This is a genomic window from Pseudomonas sp. DrBHI1, from assembly GCF_002205115.1.
GTDB lineage: Bacteria > Pseudomonadota > Gammaproteobacteria > Pseudomonadales > Pseudomonadaceae > Aquipseudomonas > Aquipseudomonas mosselii.
Window position 1 is genome coordinate 1 of the sequence record NZ_NIBE01000079.1, and the last position, 20,229, is coordinate 20,229.

Sequence of the window (20,229 nt, forward strand, 5' to 3'; positions counted from 1 at the left end):
CTGCTGGCCCTTGCCGGCGCAGCCGGCAAGGGCCAGCAGGAGGCAGAGCGCAAACATCACGAGGATTGATTTCACGCGGATTGCCCCCTTGGCGAGAGGCTGGGTGATTACCCGAAGTATAGGTTTGTCTTGGCCAAGCCCGCTTCCACAGGGACCGCCACGCAGTACCTGTGGGAGCGGGCTTGCACCGCGATGGGCCGCAGAGCGGCCCCCTTTGCAGGCGTGAATGACATGCTCACCCCTCCAGCTTCAAGTGCAGCAATGGGTACGGATCGCCCTGACCATCCACCTGGGATCGGCCGACCTGGACGAACCCCTGTTTCAGGTAGAACCCCACCGCCTGCGGGTTCTGTTCATTGACGTCCACCTCACGCACGCCCAGCTCCTCGACCACGCTGGCCAGCAGCGCCTTTCCGATGCCCTGGCCGCGGCAGGCGGGGTCGACGAAGAGCATTTCCAGCTTGCCGTCATGCACCCCGGCAAACCCGCGGATATGGCCTTCCTGGTCACGCCAGGCACGCAGCTCGACAAAGCCCAGGTACTGTTCGCGCACCAGCGGACGCAGGCGCTCGATGTAGCCGTCGGGAAGAAAGTCATGGGTCGCCCGTACCGAGGCTTCCCACAGATCGGCCAGCCGATCGAAGTGTTCCGCACCCGCTGGCGCGATAGTGTGCTGCATGTTGGCCTCCGGGGCACTGTGATGATTCGACGGGTATGGTACGGCGTGCCCTGGTGCTGCGCTATGCTCGACGTTTCATCCCGCGTCCTGGAACATCGCATGTCCGCTGAACCGATCCCCCGGGCCGAGGCCCTGTTGCTGGTGGACGTGCAATGCGCGTTCATGGAAGGGGCCGACGCCGTCCCCGGTCACCTCGCCCTGCAGGCGAGCATCGCCCGCCTGCTGGCGCGGGCGCGGCAGGCCGGCGTGCCGGTGATCTTCCTGCAGAACGACGGCGCGCCCGACACCCCGGACGCCCCGCACACAGCCGGCTGGCAGTTGTATTTTCCGGCGGGTCGTGGCGAGTACGTGCTGTTCAAGACCGAGGACGATGGTTTCGTCGAGACTGGCCTGCAGGCCTTGCTGCACGAATTGGGTGTCCAGTGCCTGGCCCTGTGCGGCCTGCTCTCGGAAATGTGCCTGGCCGCCACCGCCCGCGCCGCGCTGCAACGGGGCTTCGAAGTGTTGCTGGCGCACGATGCCCACGCCACGTACGACGTGCCGCCCGGCCCGGGCGGTTCACCCGGCGTGTCCGCCGCCTTGGCGGCGCGGGCGGCGGAATGGTCGTTGGGTGATGAAGTGGTGGTCCTGCCGGATGTCGAGGCGGTGGCGTTCGCCCGATTCAGCCAGTCGGATCCAGATCGAGTTTGGCCTCAAGGCGGTCCAGATGATCATGCATCAGCGCCAGCGCAGCCTCGCCGTCGCCGCTTTCCACCGCATCGATGATCGCCGCATGCTCCTGCCACGCGCAGTGCTCGCAGCATGGTGACTCATAGCGGGCGATGATCAGCGAGGTCATCGGCACCAGGCCGTTGAGGAAGCGCGCCAGTGGTGCGTTGGCGGCCATCTGCGCCAGTTTCATGTGGAACTCGCCGCCCAGGCGGATCGCCGTGCAGCGTTCGCCGCGCTCATGGTGCTGGCGCTCGCGCTCGACCAGCTGGCGCAGTTGGCGGATCTGCGCCGGTCGGGCGCGCTGGGTGGCCAGGCCGATCAAGGTGGTCTCGGCCAGGCGCCGGGCGCTGAGTACCTGGCGCGCCTGCTCGGGGTCGGGCGCGGCCAGGTGCGCGGTATGGCTGGGGCGCTGCACCACCACCTGCTGGTCGGACAGGCGCCCGAGCACCCGGCGGATCACCGTGCGGCTGACACCGAAGGCATTGCCCAGCGCCTGCTCGGTCAGGGCGCTGCCGGGCGGCAGGCGCTGTTCTAGGATGGCGTCGAACAGCCGTGGATAGATCTGCTCCGCCGACAGGCGGGTCTCGCCGGCACCGAGCAGGGCAGGCAGGCGGGGGGCGGCTGGGGCGCAGGCGGTCATGGTCGCTCTCCTTCTTTGTTCAGGTGCCTGGTTGGTCGTCCGGGATGTTCAGGGCAATGCCCATGCGCTGCCCCTCGGCGAGGATGTGCTGGCGCATTTGCTGGCTGGCCTTGGCGCTGTTGCGTTCGCGGATGGCGCGCACCACCGCTTCGTTCTCGCTCAGGCGCGCGGCCAGGTGCTCGGGCGAGTTGCGCAGCATGGCGGCGCTCTGCTTGAGGGCATTGCCGGTCTGCTGCACCACGCTCTGGAAGATCGGGTTGGTGGTCAGGGCGAACAGCGCCTCGTGGAAGGTGATGTAGGCGTTGATCCCCGCCTCGCTGTCACCGGCCTCGAGGGCTTCGCGCATGTCCATCAGGGTCAGGCGCAGCTGGCCGATGTCCTGGCTGCCGGCCGATTGCGCCACCAGCCCGGCGATGAAGGGTTCAAGGGTGTAGCGCAGCTCGAGCACGTCGGCCAGGCTGGCCTCGGCGACGGTGTCCGCCTCCTGCGCCTGGGTGACGTCGGCATCCAGCACCAGCACGCCCTTGCCGGGCATCGAGCGCACCAGGCCCAGGGTTTCCAGGACAATCACCGCCTCGCGCAGGCTTGGCCGGCTGATCCCCAGTTGTTCGGCCAGCTCGCGCTGGCCGGGCAGCATGTCGCCGCTGCGCCACTGGCCACGGGCCAGGGCCTGGCGGAGTTTCTCCACCACTGAATTGACTACGGTCGAAGAGCTGATCACGGTTCGCTCCTTGGTTGACGCGGCATCTTTGCGCTTGGCCGGCCGGCGCTGGGCGCCGGCGGCCTTGGGCTTAGAATTCCTGTTGATGGGGTTGGCCCTGCTTGCGGGTGATCGGGGCGAAGCCAGGCTTGTTGGCCAGCACGTTGTGGGCGCGTTCCAGGTCGATGTCTTTCTCCCAGCGGGCGATGGCCACGGTGGCGACGCAGTTGCCGATCAGGTTGGTCAGCGCCCGGCCGATGCCCATGAACCAGTCCACGGCCAGTACCAGCACCAGGCCCACCACCGGAATCGCCGGTACCGCGGTCAGGGTGGCGGCAAGGATCACCAGGGCCGAGCCTGGGATGCCGTGGGCACCTTTGGAAGTCACCAGCGACACCAGAAGAATGGTCAGCAGGTCGGTCATCGCCAGCGGCGTGCCGGTGGCATTGGCGATGAACACGATGGCCAGGGTCAGGTAGATGGAGAAGCCATCGAGGTTGAACGAGTAGCCGGTGGGGATCACCAGGCCGACGGTGGAGCTGCCGATGCCGAGGTGTTCGAGCTTGCGCATCACTTGGGGCAGCACGGCGTCGGAGGAGGCGGTGCCGAGGACAATGGACAGCTCCTCGCGCAGGTACTTGATGAACGGCAGCAGTTTCAGGCCCGACAGGCGCATCACCGTGCCGAGGACAATCAGCACGAAACCGGCGCAGGTCAGGTAGAACAGCGCCACCAGACCGCCCAGGTGCTGCAGCGAGCTTAGGCCGTACTTGCTGGTGGTGAAGGCGATGGCGCCGAACACGCCGATCGGCGCCAGGCGCACGATCATGCCCATGATGCGGAAGATCACGTGGCTGAGCTCGTTGATCAGCCGCGAAATGCCTGAGGCCGACTCGCCCACCAGGTTCAGCGCGCTGCCAAACAGCACCGAGAACAGCAGCACCTGGAGGATGTTGTTGTCGGCGAAGGCGCCCACCACCGAGGTGGGGATCAGGTCCATGAGGAAGGAGGTGGTGTTGTGGATGTGCGCGCCGCGCTCGGCCAGGGCGCCAGCGTCGGCGCTGGACAGCTGGTCGAGGTGGATGTTGGCGCCGCTGCCGATGCCGGTGGAGAAGGCGAACACCAGGCCGATCACCAGGGCCAGGGTGGTCAGCACTTCGAAGTAGATCACCGATTTCAGGCCGATGCGCCCGACCTTCTTCAGGTCGCCGGCGCCGGAAATGCCGCTGACCACCACGCAGAACACGATCAGGCCGATGAGCATCTTGATCAGCTTGATGAAGCCGTCGCCCAGGGGTTTGAGTTGCAGGGACAGGTCGGGGAAGCTCAGGCCGCAGACAATGCCGAGGGCAAGGCCGAGCACAACCTGGAGGAAGATCGAACGCGAACACCATTTGAGCATGGGAGGAGTCTCTGGTCGGTGTCCTTGCCCCCCAAGCCACACGGAGCGAAAGAGCGCAGGACTTAATTATTGTGGTCTTACCGGTTTGTTCACTGCCGAGCCATAAAACTCCGAAATTTCCTACAATGCAAGCGATTTTGGCCTTACCGGTCTTACCAGTTGAGGTGCACTGACGCGGCTTCTGCTCTAGCGTGGTGCCGGGGGAGATTTCATGGCTTTGCCAGCACCTGATCGACGGCGGCGATCAGCTTGCCGAGGTCCTTGGGGGGGGCGTTATGGATCACGCCGAAGAGGTAGGCGCGTTGTTCTTCTTCGTCTTCGGGGTCGCTGAAGAACACTTTTGGCTTGACCCCCAGGACATCAGCGAAGCCCACCAACGACTCGACGCTGGGGGTATAGGTGCCGGTCTCGAAGCGGCTGATGGTCTTGGGGTCGAAGCCGGTTCGCTCGCCCAGTTGCGCCTGAGTGAGGCCCGCCAGTTTGCGGTAGCGGCGCAGGGCTGGACCTAGACCTGTTCTCGTCATCGCTCAATTCCCATTTAGAATCAAGCACTTAACGATATATGTCGATATGGCGCAACGCCATGATTCGTCACCTTTATTTGCAAAATGTGATGGAATTCGTAGAATTCGCCGCTTTGATTGATCAGTCATTCAAGTCGTCGTCCAAGGCGATCCGGCCATTTGCCGGCCCGTGTGCAAGCGTTGTCGGACATTGGAACTGATCCAGGATGACCGGTTCCGGCGCACCTGGCCTCCTGTCAGGCCATGCGTCGGCCCGTATATGAATGGAGTCTCATCGTGCGTCAGAACCTGCCGGTCAATCCGGTCGAGCAAAGCTTCCCCGAGCACCAGCGGCTGATTTCGGCAACCGATACGGCCAGCCTGATCACCTACTGCAACGCCGAGTTCGCCGCCATCAGCGGCTACAGTCAGGAGGAGCTGATCGGCAGCCCGCACAACCTGGTGCGTCACCCGGACATGCCCGAGGCGGTGTTCGAGCTGATGTGGCAGTACCTCAAGGCCGGTCGCAGCTGGATGGGTATCGTCAAGAACCGCTGCAGCAACGGCAACTTCTATTGGGTCAACGCCTACGTTACGCCGATGCTCGACAACGGCCAGGTGGTCGGCTACGAGTCGGTGCGCGTGCGTCCGACCCGCGAGCAGGTGGCCCGTGCCGAAGCCCTGTACGCCCGGCTGCGTGAGGGCCAGGCGGCGCTATCGCCGACCCGGCGCCTGGCCCTGCTGGGGCGGGCCATGGCGTTGCCGCTGCTGGCGGGGGCCGTCGCCATTGGCGCCGGCCAGGTATTGCCGGACCTGCCCGCCCAAGGTCTGACCCTGGCGCTGTTCGCCGGCGTCGGCCTGTGGGCGCAAAGCCGCATGGGGCGCCACTTGCGGCGCATCGTCCAGGTTGCGGACAACACCTTCAGCGACCCGGTTGCGGCCTTGACCTATAGCGACCTGCCTGGTGCCGCCGGGCAGCTGGAGCTGATCCTGGTCAGCGAGGAGGCGCGCTTGAAGACCGCGCTCACCCGCCTGAGCGACCTCGCGGTGCAGATGGCCGGCGCCGCTCAGGATGCCGGACGGTTGTCGCGCAGTACCGAGTCGGCGCTGCTCGAACAGCGTGCCGAGACTGACCTCACCGCCACCGCCATGACCGAGATGGCCGCTTCCATTGGCGAGGTCGCCGGCCACGTGCAACTGACCGCCGAGCAGGCGCATACCGCGCACCTGCTGGCCGGTCAGGGCAGTCAGGTGGCTGACGCCACCGGCGCGGCGATCCAGAGCCTGGCCGGCACGGTCGGGCAGATCAACCAGGCGGTCAACGACCTGGCCGGTCAGACCGGTGCAATTGCCGAGGCAGCCGGAATGATCCGCGCCATCGCCGAGCAGACCAACCTGCTGGCGCTCAACGCCGCCATCGAGGCGGCGCGCGCCGGCGAGCAGGGGCGTGGCTTCGCGGTGGTCGCTGACGAGGTCCGCGCCCTGGCCGACAAGACCCGTCAGTCGACCCTGCATATCCAGTCGATCATCGACAGCCTGCGCGGCGGTGCCGAGCAGGCGGTAAGCATCGCCAGCCAGGGCCTGGAGGGCGCGCAGCAGGGTGTGGCCCAGGTTGCCTTGACCCAGGAGGCGCTGCAGGGCATCCAGCACGCGGTGCAGCGTATCAGCGACATGAGCCAGCAGATGGCCGCGGCCTCGCAGGAGCAGTCCAGCGTGGCCGAGGATGTCTCGCGGCAGATCAACGGTGTGGCCGGCACGGTGCAGCAGAGCGCCCGCCGCGCCAATGCCGCAGCCGTGCGCGGCGCAGAACTGGAGCAAGTGTGCGCCGGGCTGCGCGCCCTGGTGGAGCGCTTCAACCGCTAGGTTGCGAGGGTTATGGACGACAACTACCGCGCGGCCGTCGATGCGGCCGCGATCTTTTCCGAGACCGACCTGCGCGGTTGCATCACCTACGTCAACCAGCAGTTCTGCAGCATCTCCGGCTACAGTCGCGAGGAACTGCTGGGAGCCAACCACCGCATCCTCAATTCCGGGCTGCACGAGCCGACTTTCTTCCTCGAAATGTGGCGCGCCCTGGCCGCCGGCCGGGTGTGGAAAGGCGAGATCTGCAACCGAGCCAAGGACGGTTCGCTGTACTGGGTGGACAGCACCATGGTGCCGCTGATCGACCCGCACACCGGCCGGGTGCGCAAATACGTGTCGATCCGCTTCGACGTCACCGAGAAGCGCCAGTTGCTGCACACCCTGCAGTGGCGGGTGGGGCATGACGTGCTGACCGGCCTGCCGAACCGCGCCTACCTGTCCGACCTGCTCAACCAGGCCTTGGCGTTCTCCCGGCGGGAAAGTATTCCGTTGGCGGTATGCATGCTCGACCTCGATGGCTTCAAGGCGGTCAACGACGGCTACGGCCATGCCACCGGCGACCTGCTGTTGGTGGAGGTCGCCCAACGCCTGCAGGACATCCTGCGTGGCGGTGATGCGGTGGCGCGGCTGTCGGGTGACGAGTTCGTGCTGATCTTGCGCCATATCGAAGGCCCGCAGCAGTTGCATGCCGCGTTGCAGCGTATCCTCCAGGCGCTAGCTGCGCCCTATGTGGTGCGCGAGCAGTCGCTGAGCCTGAGCGCGAGCATCGGCGTGACCCTGTTCCCGCAGGATGACGAGGATGCCGACACCCTGGTGCGCCACGCCGACCAGGCCATGTACGTGGCCAAGCAGCGCGGACGCAACCGCTACCACCTGTTCGACGTGTCCCAGGAGCTCGAGCTCAAGGCCACCCACCAGACCGTGGCGCGGGTGCGCCAGGCCCTGCGCCAGGGCGAACTGTGCCTGCACTACCAGCCCAAGGTGAACATGCGCAGCGGTCAGGTGATCGGCTTCGAGGCCTTGCTGCGCTGGATGCATCCATCCAAGGGGCCGGTGCCGCCGGGGGAGTTCCTGCCCTTCGTGGAGCAGACCGACCTGATCGTCGAGCTGGGCGAGTGGGTCATCGACCAGGCCTTGACCCAGTTGCAGCAGTGGCAACTGTCCGGGCGCGATTGGTCACTGAGCGTCAACATCGCCGCCCGCCAGCTGCAGCGCGGCGACTTTGCCCAGCGCCTTGAGCGCCTGCTGGCGCGTCATCCCGGGGTGTCGCCCGGGCGCCTGGACCTGGAGATCGTCGAATCGGTGGCGATCGACAACCTGCCGCGGGTCGGACGTTGCCTGGATGCCTGTCGAGCCCTGGGCGTGCGTTTTTCGCTGGACGACTTCGGTACTGGCTATTCCTCGCTGAGCTACCTCAAGCGCCTGCCGGCGCAGACCATCAAGATCGACAAGTCCTTTGTGCGCGACATCCTTCATGACCATGACGACCTGACTCTTACTGGCGCGGTGATCGGCCTGGCGCGGGCGTTCGGGCGCGAAGTGATCGCCGAGGGCGTGGAGACTGTCGAGCACGGAAGGGTGCTGATGGGGCTGGGCTGCGAACTGGCCCAGGGTTATGGCATTGCCCGGCCGATGCCGGTGGAGGCGGTGGCGCAGTGGGTGGCGGGCTACCGGCAGCCACAGGCGTGGCGCTGAGCTTGCTCCCTGCAGGAACGGACTAACCCATTCCTGCAGGGGCCGTGCCTGTTCACGCCTGCGGCGCCGTGCTCTTCACCGCCGCCAGCTCCGGATGGGCCACGAGCTTGTCGATATGCAGCTCGTCGTTGTTCATCCAGGTCTCGGTCAGCACCCGGTAGTGCTCCATGTCGCGGCAGCGCATACGCAGGCTGTAGTCGAAGTGCCCGCTGATCAGCTGGCACTCGTAGACCTGCGGGCAGGCGCGCACGGTGGCCTCGAAGGCCCGTTGCGCCGAGCGCCCGCTCTGGTTGGACAAGGCCACCAGCACCAGCAACGACAACCCGGGGGAGACCTGCTGCAGGTCGATGATTGCCCCGTAACCGCGGATCACCCCGCGCCGCTCCAGCTTGCGCACCCGTTCCAGGCAGGGCCTGGGGGTCAGGTGAACGAGGGTGGAGAGCTTCTCGTAGGTGATCCTTCCTTGGTGTCGCAGCACGTCGATGATCGCTTCGTCGATGCGATCCAGCGGTGTAGCTGCGGGGGTGATGGCCTTGTTATCCATAGGCGGCGTGACTTCACTTCAGACGATTGGAGAGGAACTGCCGCAGGCGCTCGCTCTGTGGCCGGTCGAGGATCTCGGCGCTGCCGCTTTCCTCGACCAGGCCCTGGTGCAGGAACAGCACCTGGCTCGACACCTGGCGGGCGAACCCCATTTCATGGGTGACCATGAGCATGGTACGTCCTTCCTCGGCGAGCGTCTGTATCACCTTGAGCACTTCGCCGACCAGCTCGGGGTCCAGCGCCGAGGTGGGCTCGTCGAACAGGATGATCTCCGGCTCCATGGCCAGCGCCCGGGCGATGGCCACGCGCTGTTGCTGGCCGCCGGAGAGAAACGCCGGGTACTGGTCGGCGGCGCGGGCCGGCAGGCCGACCTTGTCCAGGTACTTGCGCGCCCGCGCCTCGGCTTCGCCGGCGCTGATGCCCAGCACCTTGCGCGGCGCCAGGCAGATGTTCTCCAGCACCGTCAGGTGGCTCCACAGGTTGAAATGCTGGAACACCATGGCCAGGCGCGTGCGCAGGTTCTGCAGCTGGGCCGCTGGCGGAGTGCCCTTGCTCAGGTCGAGGGTCTGGCCGTCGAGGGTGATGCTGCCGGCGTTGGGCTTTTCGAGGAAATTGATGCAGCGCAGGAAGGTGCTCTTGCCCGAGCCGCTGGCGCCGATCAGGCTGATCACGTCGCCCTTGCGCGCCTGCAGCGAGACGCCCTTGAGCACCTGGTGCTCGCCGTAGTGCTTGTGCAGGCCGTCGACGCTGAGCTTGAGGGTGCCGGCATGGGCACGTGCCTTTGGGGCCTGTTCGAAGGTGGTGAGTGGCAGTGCGGTAGCGGTCATGGGTTCAGCCTCGTGCAGGGTCAAGGAAGCGCATCCAGCGACGTTCGGCCACGCGGAACAGGCCGACCAGGGCGAAGGACAGCAGCATGTACAGCAGGGCGGCGACGCCGAAGGCCTGGAAGGTCAGGAAGGTCGCAGCGTTGGCGTCGCGGGCCACCTTGAGGATGTCGGCGACGGTGGCGGTGAAGGCCAGCGAGGTGGCGTGCAGCATCAGGATCAACTCGTTGCTGTAGGCCGGCAGCGAACGGCGCAGGGCCGCCGGCAGGACCAGGAACAGGTTGAGCCTCCAGCCGCGCAGACCGTAGGCCTGGGCCGCTTCCAATTCGCCGGCGGGCAGGTTGCGGATGGCCCCGGCGAAGATCTCCACGGTGTAGGCGCAGGTGTTGAGCACGAACGCCAGCAGGGTGCAGTTGAGCGCATTGCGGAAAAACTGGTCGAGCAGGGCATGCTCGCGCACCACTTGCAGGCCGTAGAGCCCGGTATAGCAGATCAGCAGCTGGATATAGAGCGGCGTGCCGCGGAACACGAAGGTGTACAGCTGCACCGGCAGGCGCAGGTAGGCGTGGCGTGAGGTGCGTGCCAGGGCCAGCGGCAGCGACAGGGCGAAGCCCAGCACCATGCTGGCCAGGAACAGCCAGAGGGTCATGGCCAGGCCCGACAGGCCGCTGCCATCGTGGTACAGGTAAGCAAGGCCGTATTCCTGAAGGAGTTCGATCATCGCGCCAGCTCCTTGATGCCGATGTTGTAGCGCCGCTCCAGGTGCTTGAGCAGGCGGTTGGACAAGGTGGTGATGACCAGGTACACCAGGCCCGCCAGGCACAGGAAGAACAACACGTCGTTGGTGCTCTTGCCGGCGTTCTGCGCGGCCTTGACCAGGTCGGCCAGGCCGATGATCGACACCAGCGCGGTGGACTTGAGCAGCACCAGCCAGTTGTTGCCCAGCCCCGGCAGGGCGAAGCGCATCAGTTGCGGGAACAGCACCAGCCGAAACCGCTGCGCCCGGCTCAGGCCGTAGGCCGTGGCGGCCTCCAGCTGGCCGGCGGGCACGCTGAGGATGGCGCCGCGAAAGTTCTCGGTGAAGTACGCGCCGTAGATGAAGCCCAGGGTGATGACCCCGGCGCCGAACGGATCGATCTCGACATAGTCCCAGCCCAGCGCCTCGGTCAGGTCGTTGAGCCAGATCTGCATGCTGTAGAAGATCAGCAGGATCAGCACCAGGTCAGGGACGCTGCGGATCAGCGTGGTGTAGAGGGTGGCCGGCAAGCGCAGCAGCCGGGACCGTGACAGCTTGGCGCTGGCGCCGATCAGGCCGAGCGCGAGGCTCAACGCCAGTGACAGCAAGGCCAGCTTGACGGTCATCCAGGTGCCTTGGGCCAGCAGCGGGCCGAAGCCTTGCAGGCCGCTTGTGAGGAAGTCGTGCATGAGAGGGGTCTCGCGGGGAGGCTATCGCGGGGCCGCCCCACTCCCACAGGGAGGGGCGGCCTGCCGGGTCACTCGTTGTAGATGTCCAGGTCGCCGACGTATTTCTTCTGGATCTCGGCGTAGGTGCCGTCGGCGTGGATCATGGCGATGCCCTTGTCGAGCAGGGCCTTGAGCTCGGGGTCGGTCTTGCGCAGGCCCATGGCGATATCCAGCGGCAAGGTCGGGTCCTTGATCGCCGGACCGCTCCTGAAGTCGGCGCCCTCGGGCTTGGAGAGGAAGTTCAACTGGGCTTCGAGCTTGTCGGTGACGGTGGCGTCGAGCCGGCCGTTGAGCAGGTCGGCGTAGTTCTGGTCCTGGCTCTGGTAGGCCTTGACCTGCGCGCCCAGCGGCGCCAGCACGGCGCGGGCGTAGGCCTCCTGCAGCGAGCCCTGGAGCACGCCGACCTGTTTGCCCTTGAGCGATTCGGCGCTGTCGCCGAAGTCGGCCGACTTGCGCACGATCACCGAGGTGGGGCTGAGGAACAGGCGGTTGCTGAAATCGATCTGTTTCAGCCGCGCCGGGGTCACGGCCATGGACGACATGATGGCGTCGAACTTGCGCGCGCGCAGGGCGGGGATCATGCCGTCGAATTCGTTGTGCACCCAGGTGCACTTGACCTGCAGCTTGGCGCAGATGGCATTGCCCAGGTCGATGTCGAAGCCTTGCAGGCTGCCATCGGCGGCGACGGATTCGAACGGTGGGTATTCGGGGAAGACACCGAAGCGGATCTCGGTCCACTCCTTGGCCTGGGTGAGGGTGGTGGCGCACAACGAGAACAGCAGCACGCCGAGGCGTTTTCGCATGGAGGGCATGGTCTTGGGTCCCTGGGTGTTGTTATTGGTAGTAGGGCGATTAGCGCGTGTAGGTCCGTCGGTGACTCATGGGTCGGGCTCAGAATGCGCGAGATAGACAGGTTTTTTGTGTCGTTTGCCTGCGCATGGGCTGCCGGATTCGGCTGTAAAGTTTCTTTCTGCAGCCGAATCGGCTGCTGCGACAAAGTTTTATGGAAGTGCGACGGCGGTTTCTGTCAGGCCGAGAGGCTGCCATGCTTGTCGGTCGCTGTTTACGCGGGCCCTGGAGCGGCCTTGCCGAGGCGTCGGACCGGTCGGAAAGGGCCGCAGAGCGGCCCCGGCAATATCGGCTGCGTAGCTCAAACCCTGGGGCCGCTGCGCAGCCCTTTCCGACCGGTCCGACGCCTCGGCAAGGCCGCTCCCACAGGGTTGCGTATAGCCGGTCAGGCGGCGCTGGCTTTGCGTTGCGCCACTTTCGGCTGCAGCAGGGCAAACAGGTCCTTCGGGTTCTCCAACTGCGGCACCAGCGCGATGTCGCGCCCGATGTCCAGCGCCCTGGCCACATCCAGCACATAGCGCAGCGCCGAGTAGTCCTCCAGGGCGAAGCCGACCGAGTCGAACAGCGTTACCTGCGCGGCGTTCTCGCGCCCGGCGGCGATCCCCTCGACCACCTGCCAGAACTCGGTGGTCGGCGAGTCCGCTGGCATCTGCTGGATCTCGCCCTCGATCCGGCTCTGCGGTTCGTACTCGACGATCACCCGCGCCCGCTCGACGATGTCGCGGTGCAGCTCGGTCTTGCCCGGGCAGTCGCCGCCCACGGCATTGAGGTGCATGCCCGGCTCGATCATCTGCGGGGTGAGGATGGTGGCGTAGGCCTTGTCGGCGGTGACCGTGGTGACGATGTCGGCGCCGCGCACCGCCTCGGCCACGCTGTCGGCGATGATCAGTTTCAGTTGCGGGAAACCGGCCAGGTTGGCCGCGAGTTTCGCCGAGGCCTTGTGGTCGATGTCGAACAGGCGGATTTCCTCGATGCCGAGCAAGGCATGGAAGGCGATGGCCTGGAACTCGCTCTGCGAGCCGTTGCCGATCAGCGCCATGCGCTTGCTGTCCGGACGCGCCAGGTAGCGGGCGGCCAGGGCCGAGGTGGCGGCGGTGCGGATGGCGGTGGTCAGGGTCATCTCGCTGAGCAGCACCGGCGCGCCGGTGTCGACATCGCCCAGGGCGCCGAAGGCCATGACCGTCAGCAGGCCGTCATGGGTGTTCTTCGGGTGGCCGTTGACGTACTTGAAGGCGTACAGGTTGGCGTCGGATACCGGCATCAGCTCGATCACCCCGTCCGCCGAGTGGTTGGCCAGGCGCGGGCATTTCTCGAAGTCATGCCAGCGCAGGTAGTCCTGGCGGATGTACTCGGCCATCTCGGCCAGGCAGGTGGGCAATCCCTTGCGGTTGACCAGGTGGGCGAGGTCGTGCACGTCGATGTAGCGGGTCATGATGATTTTCCTTGTCGAGTCAGTGGCGCGAGGGCAGGTGGACTTCGGCGAGCATGCAGCGCGCGCTGCCGCCGCCGATGCGTTCGATATGGTCGATGTTCACCACCAGTGGATGGCTGTGCCGCTCGACCTGGCGGCGCTGGGCGGCGTCGAGCGCATTCCAGGCGCTGCGAGACATCACCAGCAGGGAGCGGCCGTCACGGTCGTGGACTTCGAGCATGTTGCCGGCGAAGTTCTCCAGCTGGTCGAAGTTCAGCGCCAGCACCTGCTTGCCGGTATCGCGCAGCGAATGCTCCAGGGCACGGCGTTCATCGTGGTGGGGCAGGGCGTCGAGGCAGGCCACGGCGAGCTGGCGGCCGACGTTCATCATTACGTTGCTGTGGTAGATCGGCGCCTGGTGGCGGTCCACGGCGTGGAACAGGCACAGGCGATAGTCCAGGCGCTCGGCGAACTGGCGCAGGGCGTGTTCGTGGGTGCGCCCGGAGTGACAGGCGTAGCTGATGCGGTGTTCGCGGTCCAGGACCATGCTGCCGGTACCCTCGAGGAACAGATTCTGCTGTTCCAGCGGGCTCAGGTCGATGGTGCGCTGGATGGCGAAGCGCTCCCGCAGCACGCCCAGCACGCCCTTGCTGCGCTCCAGGCGGCGGTTCTCGCCCTCCATCGGGTACAGCACCAGGCTGCCGTCGGCGTGGCTGCTCCACCAGTTGTTGGGGAAGATCGAGTCGGGGGTGTGAGGTTCAGGGGTGTCCTGCACCACCAGCACATCGACGCCATGCTGGCGCAGGGTGTCGACGTAGCCGTCGAATTCTTCCAGGGCCTTTTCGCTGGCGGCCTGAGGGTCCGACGGCGCCTGCTGGAAGCGGTTGTTGGCGGCGGTGTCGGGGTTGAAGGCGAACCGCGCCGGGCGAATCATGAGGACGGTATTTGTTGTTTGCATTGGGCACGCATCCACGGGTGGGCTGTGTGACCATTGTCAGGGGGATCGCGAGGCAATCCCGGCTGAAGCGTGAGAGGTGGGCAGCCGGTCCAGCTGAAATGGATGGGTTGCCAGCCGAATCGGCTGTGGCTCCGTGGAGACGGGCATTCAAACGAAAACGGCGCCTCGAGAGGCGCCGTTGCGTCATTGCCGGAACAACCTACTTGTGCAGCTCTTCAGCCGCATACAGGGTGTTCTCCAGCAGGCAGGCGCGGGTCATCGGGCCTACGCCGCCCGGCACCGGGGTGATCCAGCCGGCGCGGGGCAGGGCGGTCTCGTAGACCACGTCGCCGACCAGCTTGCCGTCGTCCTGGCGGTTGATGCCGACGTCGATGACGATGGCGCCTTCCTTGACCCATTCACCCTTGACCAGGCCCGGCTTGCCGGCGGCGACCACCACCAGGTCGGCGCGGCCGACGTGGCCGGCCAGGTCCTTGGTGAAGCGGTGGCAGACGGTGACGGTGCAGCCGGCCAGCAGCAGCTCCATGGCCATTGGCCGGCCGACGATGTTGGATGCGCCGACGATCACCGCGTTCATGCCGTACAGGTCCTGGCCGGTGCTCTCCAGCAAGGTCATGATGCCCTTCGGCGTGCACGGGCGCAGCAGCGGGATGCGCTGGGCCAGACGGCCGATGTTGTAGGGGTGGAAACCGTCCACGTCCTTGTCCGGGCGGATGCGCTCGAGCAGCAGGGAGGCGTCCAGGTGCTCGGGCAGCGGCAGCTGCAGCAGGATACCGTCGACGGCCGGGTCATCGTTGAGGCGATCGATCAGGTCGGTCAGGGCTTGCTGCGTGGTCTCGCTGGGCAGGTCGAATGCCTGGGAGATGAAACCGACCTCTTCACAGTCCTTGCGCTTGTGCGAGACATAGACTTGGGAGGCCGGGTCGGTACCGACCAGGATCACCGCCAGGCCAGGCGTGCGCAGGCCCTGCTGGCGGCGCTCGGCGACACGTTGGGCGATCTGCTGGCGCAGGTTGGCGGCGATCGCCTTGCCATCGATTAGGTGTGCAGTCATAGACGCGTGATTAACCATCGAGAAGGGAACATATATAAGAAGCGCGCATTCTCGCACGACACGGCCCAAGGGCAAAGGCGAGTGGTCGGGCAAATCCCCTAACCCCTTCAATAATTTAAATTTTTTTGCGAAAGGTGTTGACGACCTGCAGGGTCGCCTATAAGATTCGCCGCACTTGTCGGGCACTGCCTGGCACGGGTTGGCAAAGTCGGGCAGAATAAGCGGTTCGTTTGTTCGGCTGGACTGTAAGCTTAAGCGCCCGTAGCTCAGCTGGATAGAGCATCCGCCTTCTAAGCGGATGGTCGCAGGTTCGAGTCCTGCCGGGTGCGCCATTAAGGCCTGGGCAAGTAAGCAGTACCGCAATATGGTGGGCGTAGCTCAGTTGGTAGAGCGCCGGATTGTGATTCCGGTTGTCGTGGGTTCGATTCCCATCGTCCACCCCAGATTCTGCAGGGGCGCCTCGATTGAATGATCCGGCGCCTTTGTTTTTGAGTTTCATGCGGACGTGGTGAAATTGGTAGACACACTGGATTTAGGTTCCAGCGGCGCAAGCTGTAAGAGTTCGAGTCTCTTCGTCCGCACCATGTTTCTGTAAGGCTGTACCGCAACACTGCATTATGGTGGGCGTAGCTCAGTTGGTAGAGCGCCGGATTGTGATTCCGGTTGTCGTGGGTTCGATTCCCATCGTCCACCCCATATTTGAAGAAGGCGCCCGCATCGGATGATCGGGCGCCTTTTTCGTTTCTGCCGTACGGGCCTTGTGGCTACTGGTGGCGGAGCGATAAAAGCTGATAGATTTCAGCCGGTTGAAGGGCTGGCCGAGATGCCGGCAGAGGAATAGCGCAGATGATTGCAAAAGAAGCGCGCCAGGCCCTGGCGCTGCAACGTTTCGCCGAGGCCAATCCGCAACTGCTCGAGGAGATCCGCGAGCTGGATGCCCGCGAGCAGGCCCAGCAGATCGAGTGGGCGTTCGAGGATGCGGCTCAGGAGCAGGGCGTCGAGCCCTGGGAGTATGCCTTGCAACTGATCGCCGAGTCGCCGGAACAACTGCAGGCCATGCGCCTGGAGACTCATCGCGAGGTGGCCGAGGCGCTGGGCATGGCCTGGGAAGAATACTGCCAGTTCAACGACCTCGATCCGCAGTAAGCCGGACGATCTTTCTGGCTGTTGTTTGTTTGACAAGGTTTTACAATCGCGCGGGCCACAAGGGCCTGCGCGGCCGTGATTGAAACAGGCTCGACGCCAAGGCGGGCGGGCCTTTCAAGGAAATCGACCGGCGCGGCCCGCCGACAATCCGGGTGGGGTGACTTCTGCTTGATGAGTCACTAGAATGTTTGCCCTTGATTCTGGAGTCGGGCTATCGCCGGCTAACGTCTGTGCAACGAGGAATATCCATGCAAGTTTCTGTTGAAAACACTTCCGCTCTCGAGCGCCGCATGACCATCGCCGTTCCGGCCGAGCGCGTCGAGAACGAAGTCAACAAGCGTCTGCAGCAGACTGCCAAGCGCGCCAAGGTTGCCGGCTTCCGTCCGGGCAAGGTGCCGATGAGCGTGATCCGCCAGCGTTTCGAAGCCGATGCCCGTCAAGAGGCTTTCGGTGACCTGGTCCAGGCTTCCTTCTACGAAGCCATTGTCGAGCAGAAGCTGAACCCGGCTGGCGCCCCTGCCGTAGAGCCGAAATCGTTCGAGAAAGGCAAGGACCTCGAGTTCGTCGCCATCTTCGAAGTCTTCCCTGAATTCACCGTTGCCGGTTTCGAGTCGATCGCCGTCGAGCGCCTGAGCGCCGAAGTGGCTGACGCCGACCTGGACAACATGCTGGAAGTCCTGCGCAAGCAGAACACCCGTTTCGAGGCCGTCGAGCGCGCTGCTGCCAACGATGACCAGGTCAACATCGATTTCGTTGGCAAGATCGACGGCGAAGCCTTCGCCGGCGGTTCGGCCAAGGGCACCCAGCTGGTGCTGGGTTCCGGCCGCATGATCCCGGGCTTCGAAGAAGGCCTGGTTGGCGCCAAGGCCGGTGAAGAGCGCGTGGTCAGCGTGACCTTCCCAGAGGACTACCAGAACCTGGATCTGGCCGGCAAGGCCGCCGAGTTCACCATCACTGTCAACAGCGTTTCCGCCCCTGTGCTGCCTGAGCTGAACGAAGCCTTCTTCGCCCAGTTCGGCATCAAGGAATCGACCCTGGAAGGTTTCCGCGCCGAAGTTCGCAAGAACATGGAGCGTGAACTGCGCCAGGCCATCAAGGCCAAGGTCAAGAACCAGGTCATGGACGGTCTGCTGGCCGCCAACCCGGTCGACGTGCCTAAGGCCCTGCTGGAAAACGAAGTCAATCGTCTGCGCGTGCAGGCCGTCCAGCAGTTCGGTGGCAACATCAAGCCTGACCAACTGCCAGCCGAACTGTTCGAAGAGCAAGCCAAGCGCCGTGTCGTGCTGGGCCTGATCGTCGCCGAAGTGGTCAAGCAGTTCGACCTGAAGCCGGACGAAGCCAAGGTTCGCGAAGTCATCGAAGAGATGGCCTCGGCCTACCAGGAGCCTGAGCAGGTCATCGCCTGGTACTACAAGAACGACCAGCAACTGAACGAAGTCCGTTCGGTTGTGCTGGAAGAGCAAGTTGTAGATACTGTCCTGCAGAAAGCGACTGTGACTGACAAATCGGTCTCGTACGAAGAAGCCGTCAAGCCAGCACAGGCTGCTGCCGACGCTGAGTAACAGGCTACTCTCGTAGGAAACCCCCACAAGCCAGCCTTCGCGCTGGCTTGTGCGTATTCAAGCCATGACTATTTGGGAGTGAGTGCAGGACATGTCCCGCAATTCTTATATTCAGCAGAGCTCTGACATCCAGGCCGCAGGCGGCCTGGTCCCGATGGTTATCGAGCAGTCCGCCCGTGGCGAACGCGCCTACGACATCTATTCGCGCCTCCTGAAGGAGCGCGTGATCTTCCTGGTTGGCCCCGTAGAAGACTACATGGCCAACCTGGTGGTGGCGCAGCTGCTGTTCCTTGAGGCGGAAAACCCGGACAAGGATATCCATCTCTATATCAACTCCCCGGGCGGCTCGGTAACTGCCGGCATGTCGATCTACGACACCATGCAGTTCATCAAGCCGGATGTCTCGACCATCTGCATCGGCCAGGCCTGCAGCATGGGTGCTTTCCTGCTCGCGGCCGGTGCCGCCGGCAAGCGCCACTGCCTGCCCAACTCGCGCGTAATGATTCACCAGCCGTTGGGCGGCTTCCAGGGCCAGGCGACCGACATCGAGATCCACGCCCAGGAAATCCTCAACATCAAGGCGCGCCTGAACGAGTTGCTGGCCCATCACACCGGTCAGGACCTCGAGACCATCAAGCGCGACACCGAGCGCGATAACTTCATGAGCGCCGCGCGCGCGGCCGAGTACGGCCTGATCGACTCGGTCTACGACAAGCGGCAACTGGCATCCTGAAGCAATACGCCAGAGCGTTCGGGCGCGGATTGCGCCCGAGCGCGGACTTGAAAAAGCCAGCGATTGCCTTCATCTTGTGTTTCAAGCCTACCGGATTGGATCGATCGAATGACTGACACCCGTAACGGCGAGGACAACGGCAAATTGCTCTACTGCTCCTTCTGCGGCAAAAGCCAGCATGAAGTGCGTAAATTGATTGCCGGCCCCTCGGTATTTATCTGCGACGAGTGCGTCGACCTGTGCAATGACATCATCCGTGAGGAGGTGCAGGAAGCCCAGGCCGAGAGCAACGCGCACAAGTTACCCTCGCCGAAAGAAATCAGCGGCATCCTGGACCAGTACGTGATTGGTCAGGAGCGCGCGAAAAAGGTCCTGGCAGTAGCGGTGTATAACCACTACAAGCGCCTGAACCAGCGTGACAAGAAAGGCGACGAAGTCGAACTGGGCAAAAGCAACATTCTGCTGATCGGGCCGACCGGCTCGGGCAAGACGCTGCTCGCCGAGACGCTCGCGCGCCTGTTGAACGTGCCGTTCACCATTGCCGACGCCACCACCCTGACTGAAGCTGGTTATGTCGGTGAGGACGTCGAGAACATCATTCAGAAGCTGCTGCAGAAGTGCGACTACGATGTGGAAAAGGCCCAGATGGGCATTGTCTACATCGACGAGATCGACAAGATCTCGCGCAAGTCGGACAACCCGTCCATCACCCGTGACGTTTCGGGCGAGGGCGTGCAGCAGGCGCTGCTGAAGCTGATCGAAGGCACCGTGGCCTCCGTGCCGCCGCAAGGGGGCCGCAAGCACCCGCAACAGGAGTTCCTGCAGGTCGATACCCGCAATATCCTGTTCATCTGCGGAGGCGCCTTCTCGGGCCTGGAAAAGGTCATCCAGAACCGCTCGACCAAAGGCGGCATCGGCTTCAGTGCCGAAGTACGCAGCAAGGAAGAGGGCAAGAAGGTCGGTGAGTCGCTGCGTGAGGTCGAGCCGGACGATCTGGTCAAGTTCGGCCTGATTCCGGAGTTCGTCGGCCGCCTGCCGGTGCTCGCGACCCTGGACGAGCTGGACGAGGCTGCGCTGATGCAGATCCTCACCGAGCCGAAGAACGCGCTGACCAAACAGTACGCCAAGTTGTTCGAGATGGAAGACGTCGACCTCGAGTTCCGCAGCGATGCACTCAAGGCCGTCGCGCGCAAGGCACTGGAGCGCAAAACCGGCGCCCGTGGCCTGCGTTCGATCCTCGAAGGCGTGCTGCTCGACACCATGTACGAGATCCCTTCGCAGAAGGATGTCAGCAAGGTGGTGATCGACGAAAGCGTCATCGAAGGCTCGTCGCAGCCGCTGCTCATCTACGAGAACAGCGAGCCGCAGGCCAAGGCCGCCCCCGACGCCTGATCGGGCAAGGGGCAGCACGCACGAAGGGGCCTTTTTGGCCCCTTTTTGCATTTCATGGCCTGGGCGCTTGTAATTTGCCAGGCCTGCCCCCACATTAGCC

At 64.5% G+C, this 20,229-nt stretch carries 20 protein-coding genes, 4 tRNA genes and 1 pseudogene; 12 read left to right on the forward strand and 13 right to left on the reverse strand.

The features are described from left to right. Positions 1–235: 235 nt before the first annotated feature. On the reverse strand, positions 236–679 hold the full coding sequence (locus CC207_RS17490) for a GNAT family N-acetyltransferase (RefSeq protein WP_088852487.1): 444 nt from the start codon (positions 677–679) through the stop codon (positions 236–238). A gap of 99 nt (positions 680–778) precedes the next feature. Between CC207_RS17490 and CC207_RS17495 the strand changes: the two genes are divergently transcribed. After that, positions 779–1,444: an isochorismatase family protein gene (locus tag CC207_RS17495; protein ID WP_082750390.1), complete on the forward strand. Its 666-nt coding sequence runs from the start codon at positions 779–781 to the stop codon at positions 1,442–1,444. Here the strand turns inward: CC207_RS17495 and CC207_RS17500 are convergent. From CC207_RS17500 to CC207_RS17515, 4 genes are all read right to left on the reverse strand, one after another. Then, positions 1,341–2,030, reverse strand: a complete 690-nt coding sequence (locus CC207_RS17500; protein ID WP_088852488.1) for a GntR family transcriptional regulator — start codon at positions 2,028–2,030, stop codon at positions 1,341–1,343. The genes CC207_RS17495 and CC207_RS17500 overlap by 104 nt on opposite strands. 19 nt (positions 2,031–2,049) lie before the next feature. Beyond that, positions 2,050–2,751 carry a FadR/GntR family transcriptional regulator gene (locus tag CC207_RS17505; protein ID WP_028692678.1) on the reverse strand — a complete coding sequence of 234 codons (702 nt, stop codon included), beginning with the start codon at positions 2,749–2,751 and terminating at the stop codon, positions 2,050–2,052. Positions 2,752–2,821: 70 nt separating this feature from the next. Beyond that, the gene (locus tag CC207_RS17510) at positions 2,822–4,132 is read right to left on the reverse strand and encodes a C4-dicarboxylate transporter DctA (protein WP_028692677.1); all 1,311 of its coding nucleotides are present in this window, start codon (positions 4,130–4,132) and stop codon (positions 2,822–2,824) included. A 209-nt stretch (positions 4,133–4,341) separates the two neighbouring features. Further along, positions 4,342–4,656: a helix-turn-helix domain-containing protein gene (locus tag CC207_RS17515; protein ID WP_088852489.1), complete on the reverse strand. Its 315-nt coding sequence runs from the start codon at positions 4,654–4,656 to the stop codon at positions 4,342–4,344. A gap of 243 nt (positions 4,657–4,899) precedes the next feature. On the opposite strand from CC207_RS17515, the pseudogene CC207_RS28380 reads away from it, so the two are divergent. From CC207_RS28380 to CC207_RS17525, 3 genes and pseudogenes are all read left to right on the forward strand, one after another. Then, positions 4,900–5,214: pseudogene (locus CC207_RS28380) on the forward strand (PAS domain-containing protein); the annotation flags it as partial. 174 nt (positions 5,215–5,388) lie between these two features. Beyond that, entirely contained in the window at positions 5,389–6,498 is a 1,110-nt protein-coding gene (locus CC207_RS17520; RefSeq protein ID WP_371349884.1) for a methyl-accepting chemotaxis protein, read from the forward strand. Positions 6,499–6,510: 12 nt separating this feature from the next. Beyond that, positions 6,511–8,193: a bifunctional diguanylate cyclase/phosphodiesterase gene (locus CC207_RS17525; protein ID WP_028692674.1), complete on the forward strand. Its 1,683-nt coding sequence runs from the start codon at positions 6,511–6,513 to the stop codon at positions 8,191–8,193. A gap of 52 nt (positions 8,194–8,245) precedes the next feature. On the opposite strand, the gene CC207_RS17530 is transcribed toward CC207_RS17525, so the two are convergent. The 8 genes from CC207_RS17530 to folD form a co-directional block, all read right to left on the reverse strand. Then, entirely contained in the window at positions 8,246–8,737 is a 492-nt protein-coding gene (locus CC207_RS17530) for an Lrp/AsnC family transcriptional regulator (RefSeq protein WP_028692673.1), read from the reverse strand. A 13-nt stretch (positions 8,738–8,750) separates the two neighbouring features. Next, the gene (locus CC207_RS17535) at positions 8,751–9,563 is read right to left on the reverse strand and encodes an ABC transporter ATP-binding protein (protein ID WP_230962600.1); all 813 of its coding nucleotides are present in this window, start codon (positions 9,561–9,563) and stop codon (positions 8,751–8,753) included. Between the two features lie 4 nt (positions 9,564–9,567). Further along, positions 9,568–10,281, reverse strand: coding sequence for an ABC transporter permease (locus tag CC207_RS17540; RefSeq protein WP_028692671.1), 714 nt, complete (start codon positions 10,279–10,281; stop codon positions 9,568–9,570). After that, positions 10,278–10,985: an ABC transporter permease gene (locus tag CC207_RS17545; protein WP_028692670.1), complete on the reverse strand. Its 708-nt coding sequence runs from the start codon at positions 10,983–10,985 to the stop codon at positions 10,278–10,280. Before CC207_RS17545 ends, CC207_RS17540 begins: the two co-directional genes overlap by 4 nt. A 68-nt stretch (positions 10,986–11,053) precedes the next feature. Next, complete coding sequence (locus CC207_RS17550; RefSeq protein WP_028692669.1) at positions 11,054–11,836, reverse strand: ABC transporter substrate-binding protein; 783 nt, start codon at positions 11,834–11,836, stop codon at positions 11,054–11,056. A gap of 422 nt (positions 11,837–12,258) precedes the next feature. Then, the gene (locus CC207_RS17555; protein ID WP_028692668.1) at positions 12,259–13,305 is read right to left on the reverse strand and encodes an ornithine cyclodeaminase; all 1,047 of its coding nucleotides are present in this window, start codon (positions 13,303–13,305) and stop codon (positions 12,259–12,261) included. A 19-nt stretch (positions 13,306–13,324) separates the two neighbouring features. Further along, positions 13,325–14,242 carry a citrulline utilization hydrolase CtlX gene (ctlX, locus tag CC207_RS17560; RefSeq protein WP_028692667.1) on the reverse strand — a complete coding sequence of 306 codons (918 nt, stop codon included), beginning with the start codon at positions 14,240–14,242 and terminating at the stop codon, positions 13,325–13,327. A 199-nt stretch (positions 14,243–14,441) separates the two neighbouring features. After that, entirely contained in the window at positions 14,442–15,296 is an 855-nt protein-coding gene (gene folD / locus CC207_RS17565; RefSeq protein ID WP_028692666.1) for a bifunctional methylenetetrahydrofolate dehydrogenase/methenyltetrahydrofolate cyclohydrolase FolD, read from the reverse strand. A gap of 255 nt (positions 15,297–15,551) precedes the next feature. Between folD and CC207_RS17570 the strand changes: the two genes are divergently transcribed. The 8 genes from CC207_RS17570 to clpX all read left to right on the forward strand — a co-directional run bounded on the left by CC207_RS17570 (position 15,552) and on the right by clpX (position 20,129). Continuing rightward, positions 15,552–15,628: transfer RNA gene (locus CC207_RS17570), tRNA-Arg, on the forward strand. A gap of 35 nt (positions 15,629–15,663) precedes the next feature. Then, positions 15,664–15,739, forward strand: a tRNA-His gene (locus tag CC207_RS17575). A 56-nt stretch (positions 15,740–15,795) separates the two neighbouring features. Then, positions 15,796–15,880, forward strand: a tRNA-Leu gene (locus tag CC207_RS17580). Between the two features lie 36 nt (positions 15,881–15,916). Beyond that, a tRNA-His gene (locus CC207_RS17585) sits at positions 15,917–15,992 on the forward strand. Positions 15,993–16,142: 150 nt separating this feature from the next. Next, a complete protein-coding gene (locus CC207_RS17590; protein ID WP_028692638.1) occupies positions 16,143–16,442 on the forward strand; it encodes a DUF6388 family protein in 300 nt (99 codons plus the stop codon). 248 nt (positions 16,443–16,690) lie between these two features. Then, positions 16,691–18,004 (forward strand): trigger factor, encoded by a 1,314-nt coding sequence (gene tig, locus CC207_RS17595; RefSeq protein WP_028692637.1) that lies wholly within the window; start codon positions 16,691–16,693, stop codon positions 18,002–18,004. Between the two features lie 91 nt (positions 18,005–18,095). Next, on the forward strand, positions 18,096–18,737 hold the full coding sequence (clpP, locus tag CC207_RS17600) for an ATP-dependent Clp endopeptidase proteolytic subunit ClpP (protein WP_043213484.1): 642 nt from the start codon (positions 18,096–18,098) through the stop codon (positions 18,735–18,737). Between the two features lie 108 nt (positions 18,738–18,845). Further along, complete coding sequence (clpX, locus tag CC207_RS17605) at positions 18,846–20,129, forward strand: ATP-dependent Clp protease ATP-binding subunit ClpX (RefSeq protein ID WP_028692635.1); 1,284 nt, start codon at positions 18,846–18,848, stop codon at positions 20,127–20,129. Positions 20,130–20,229: the final 100 nt, after the last annotated feature.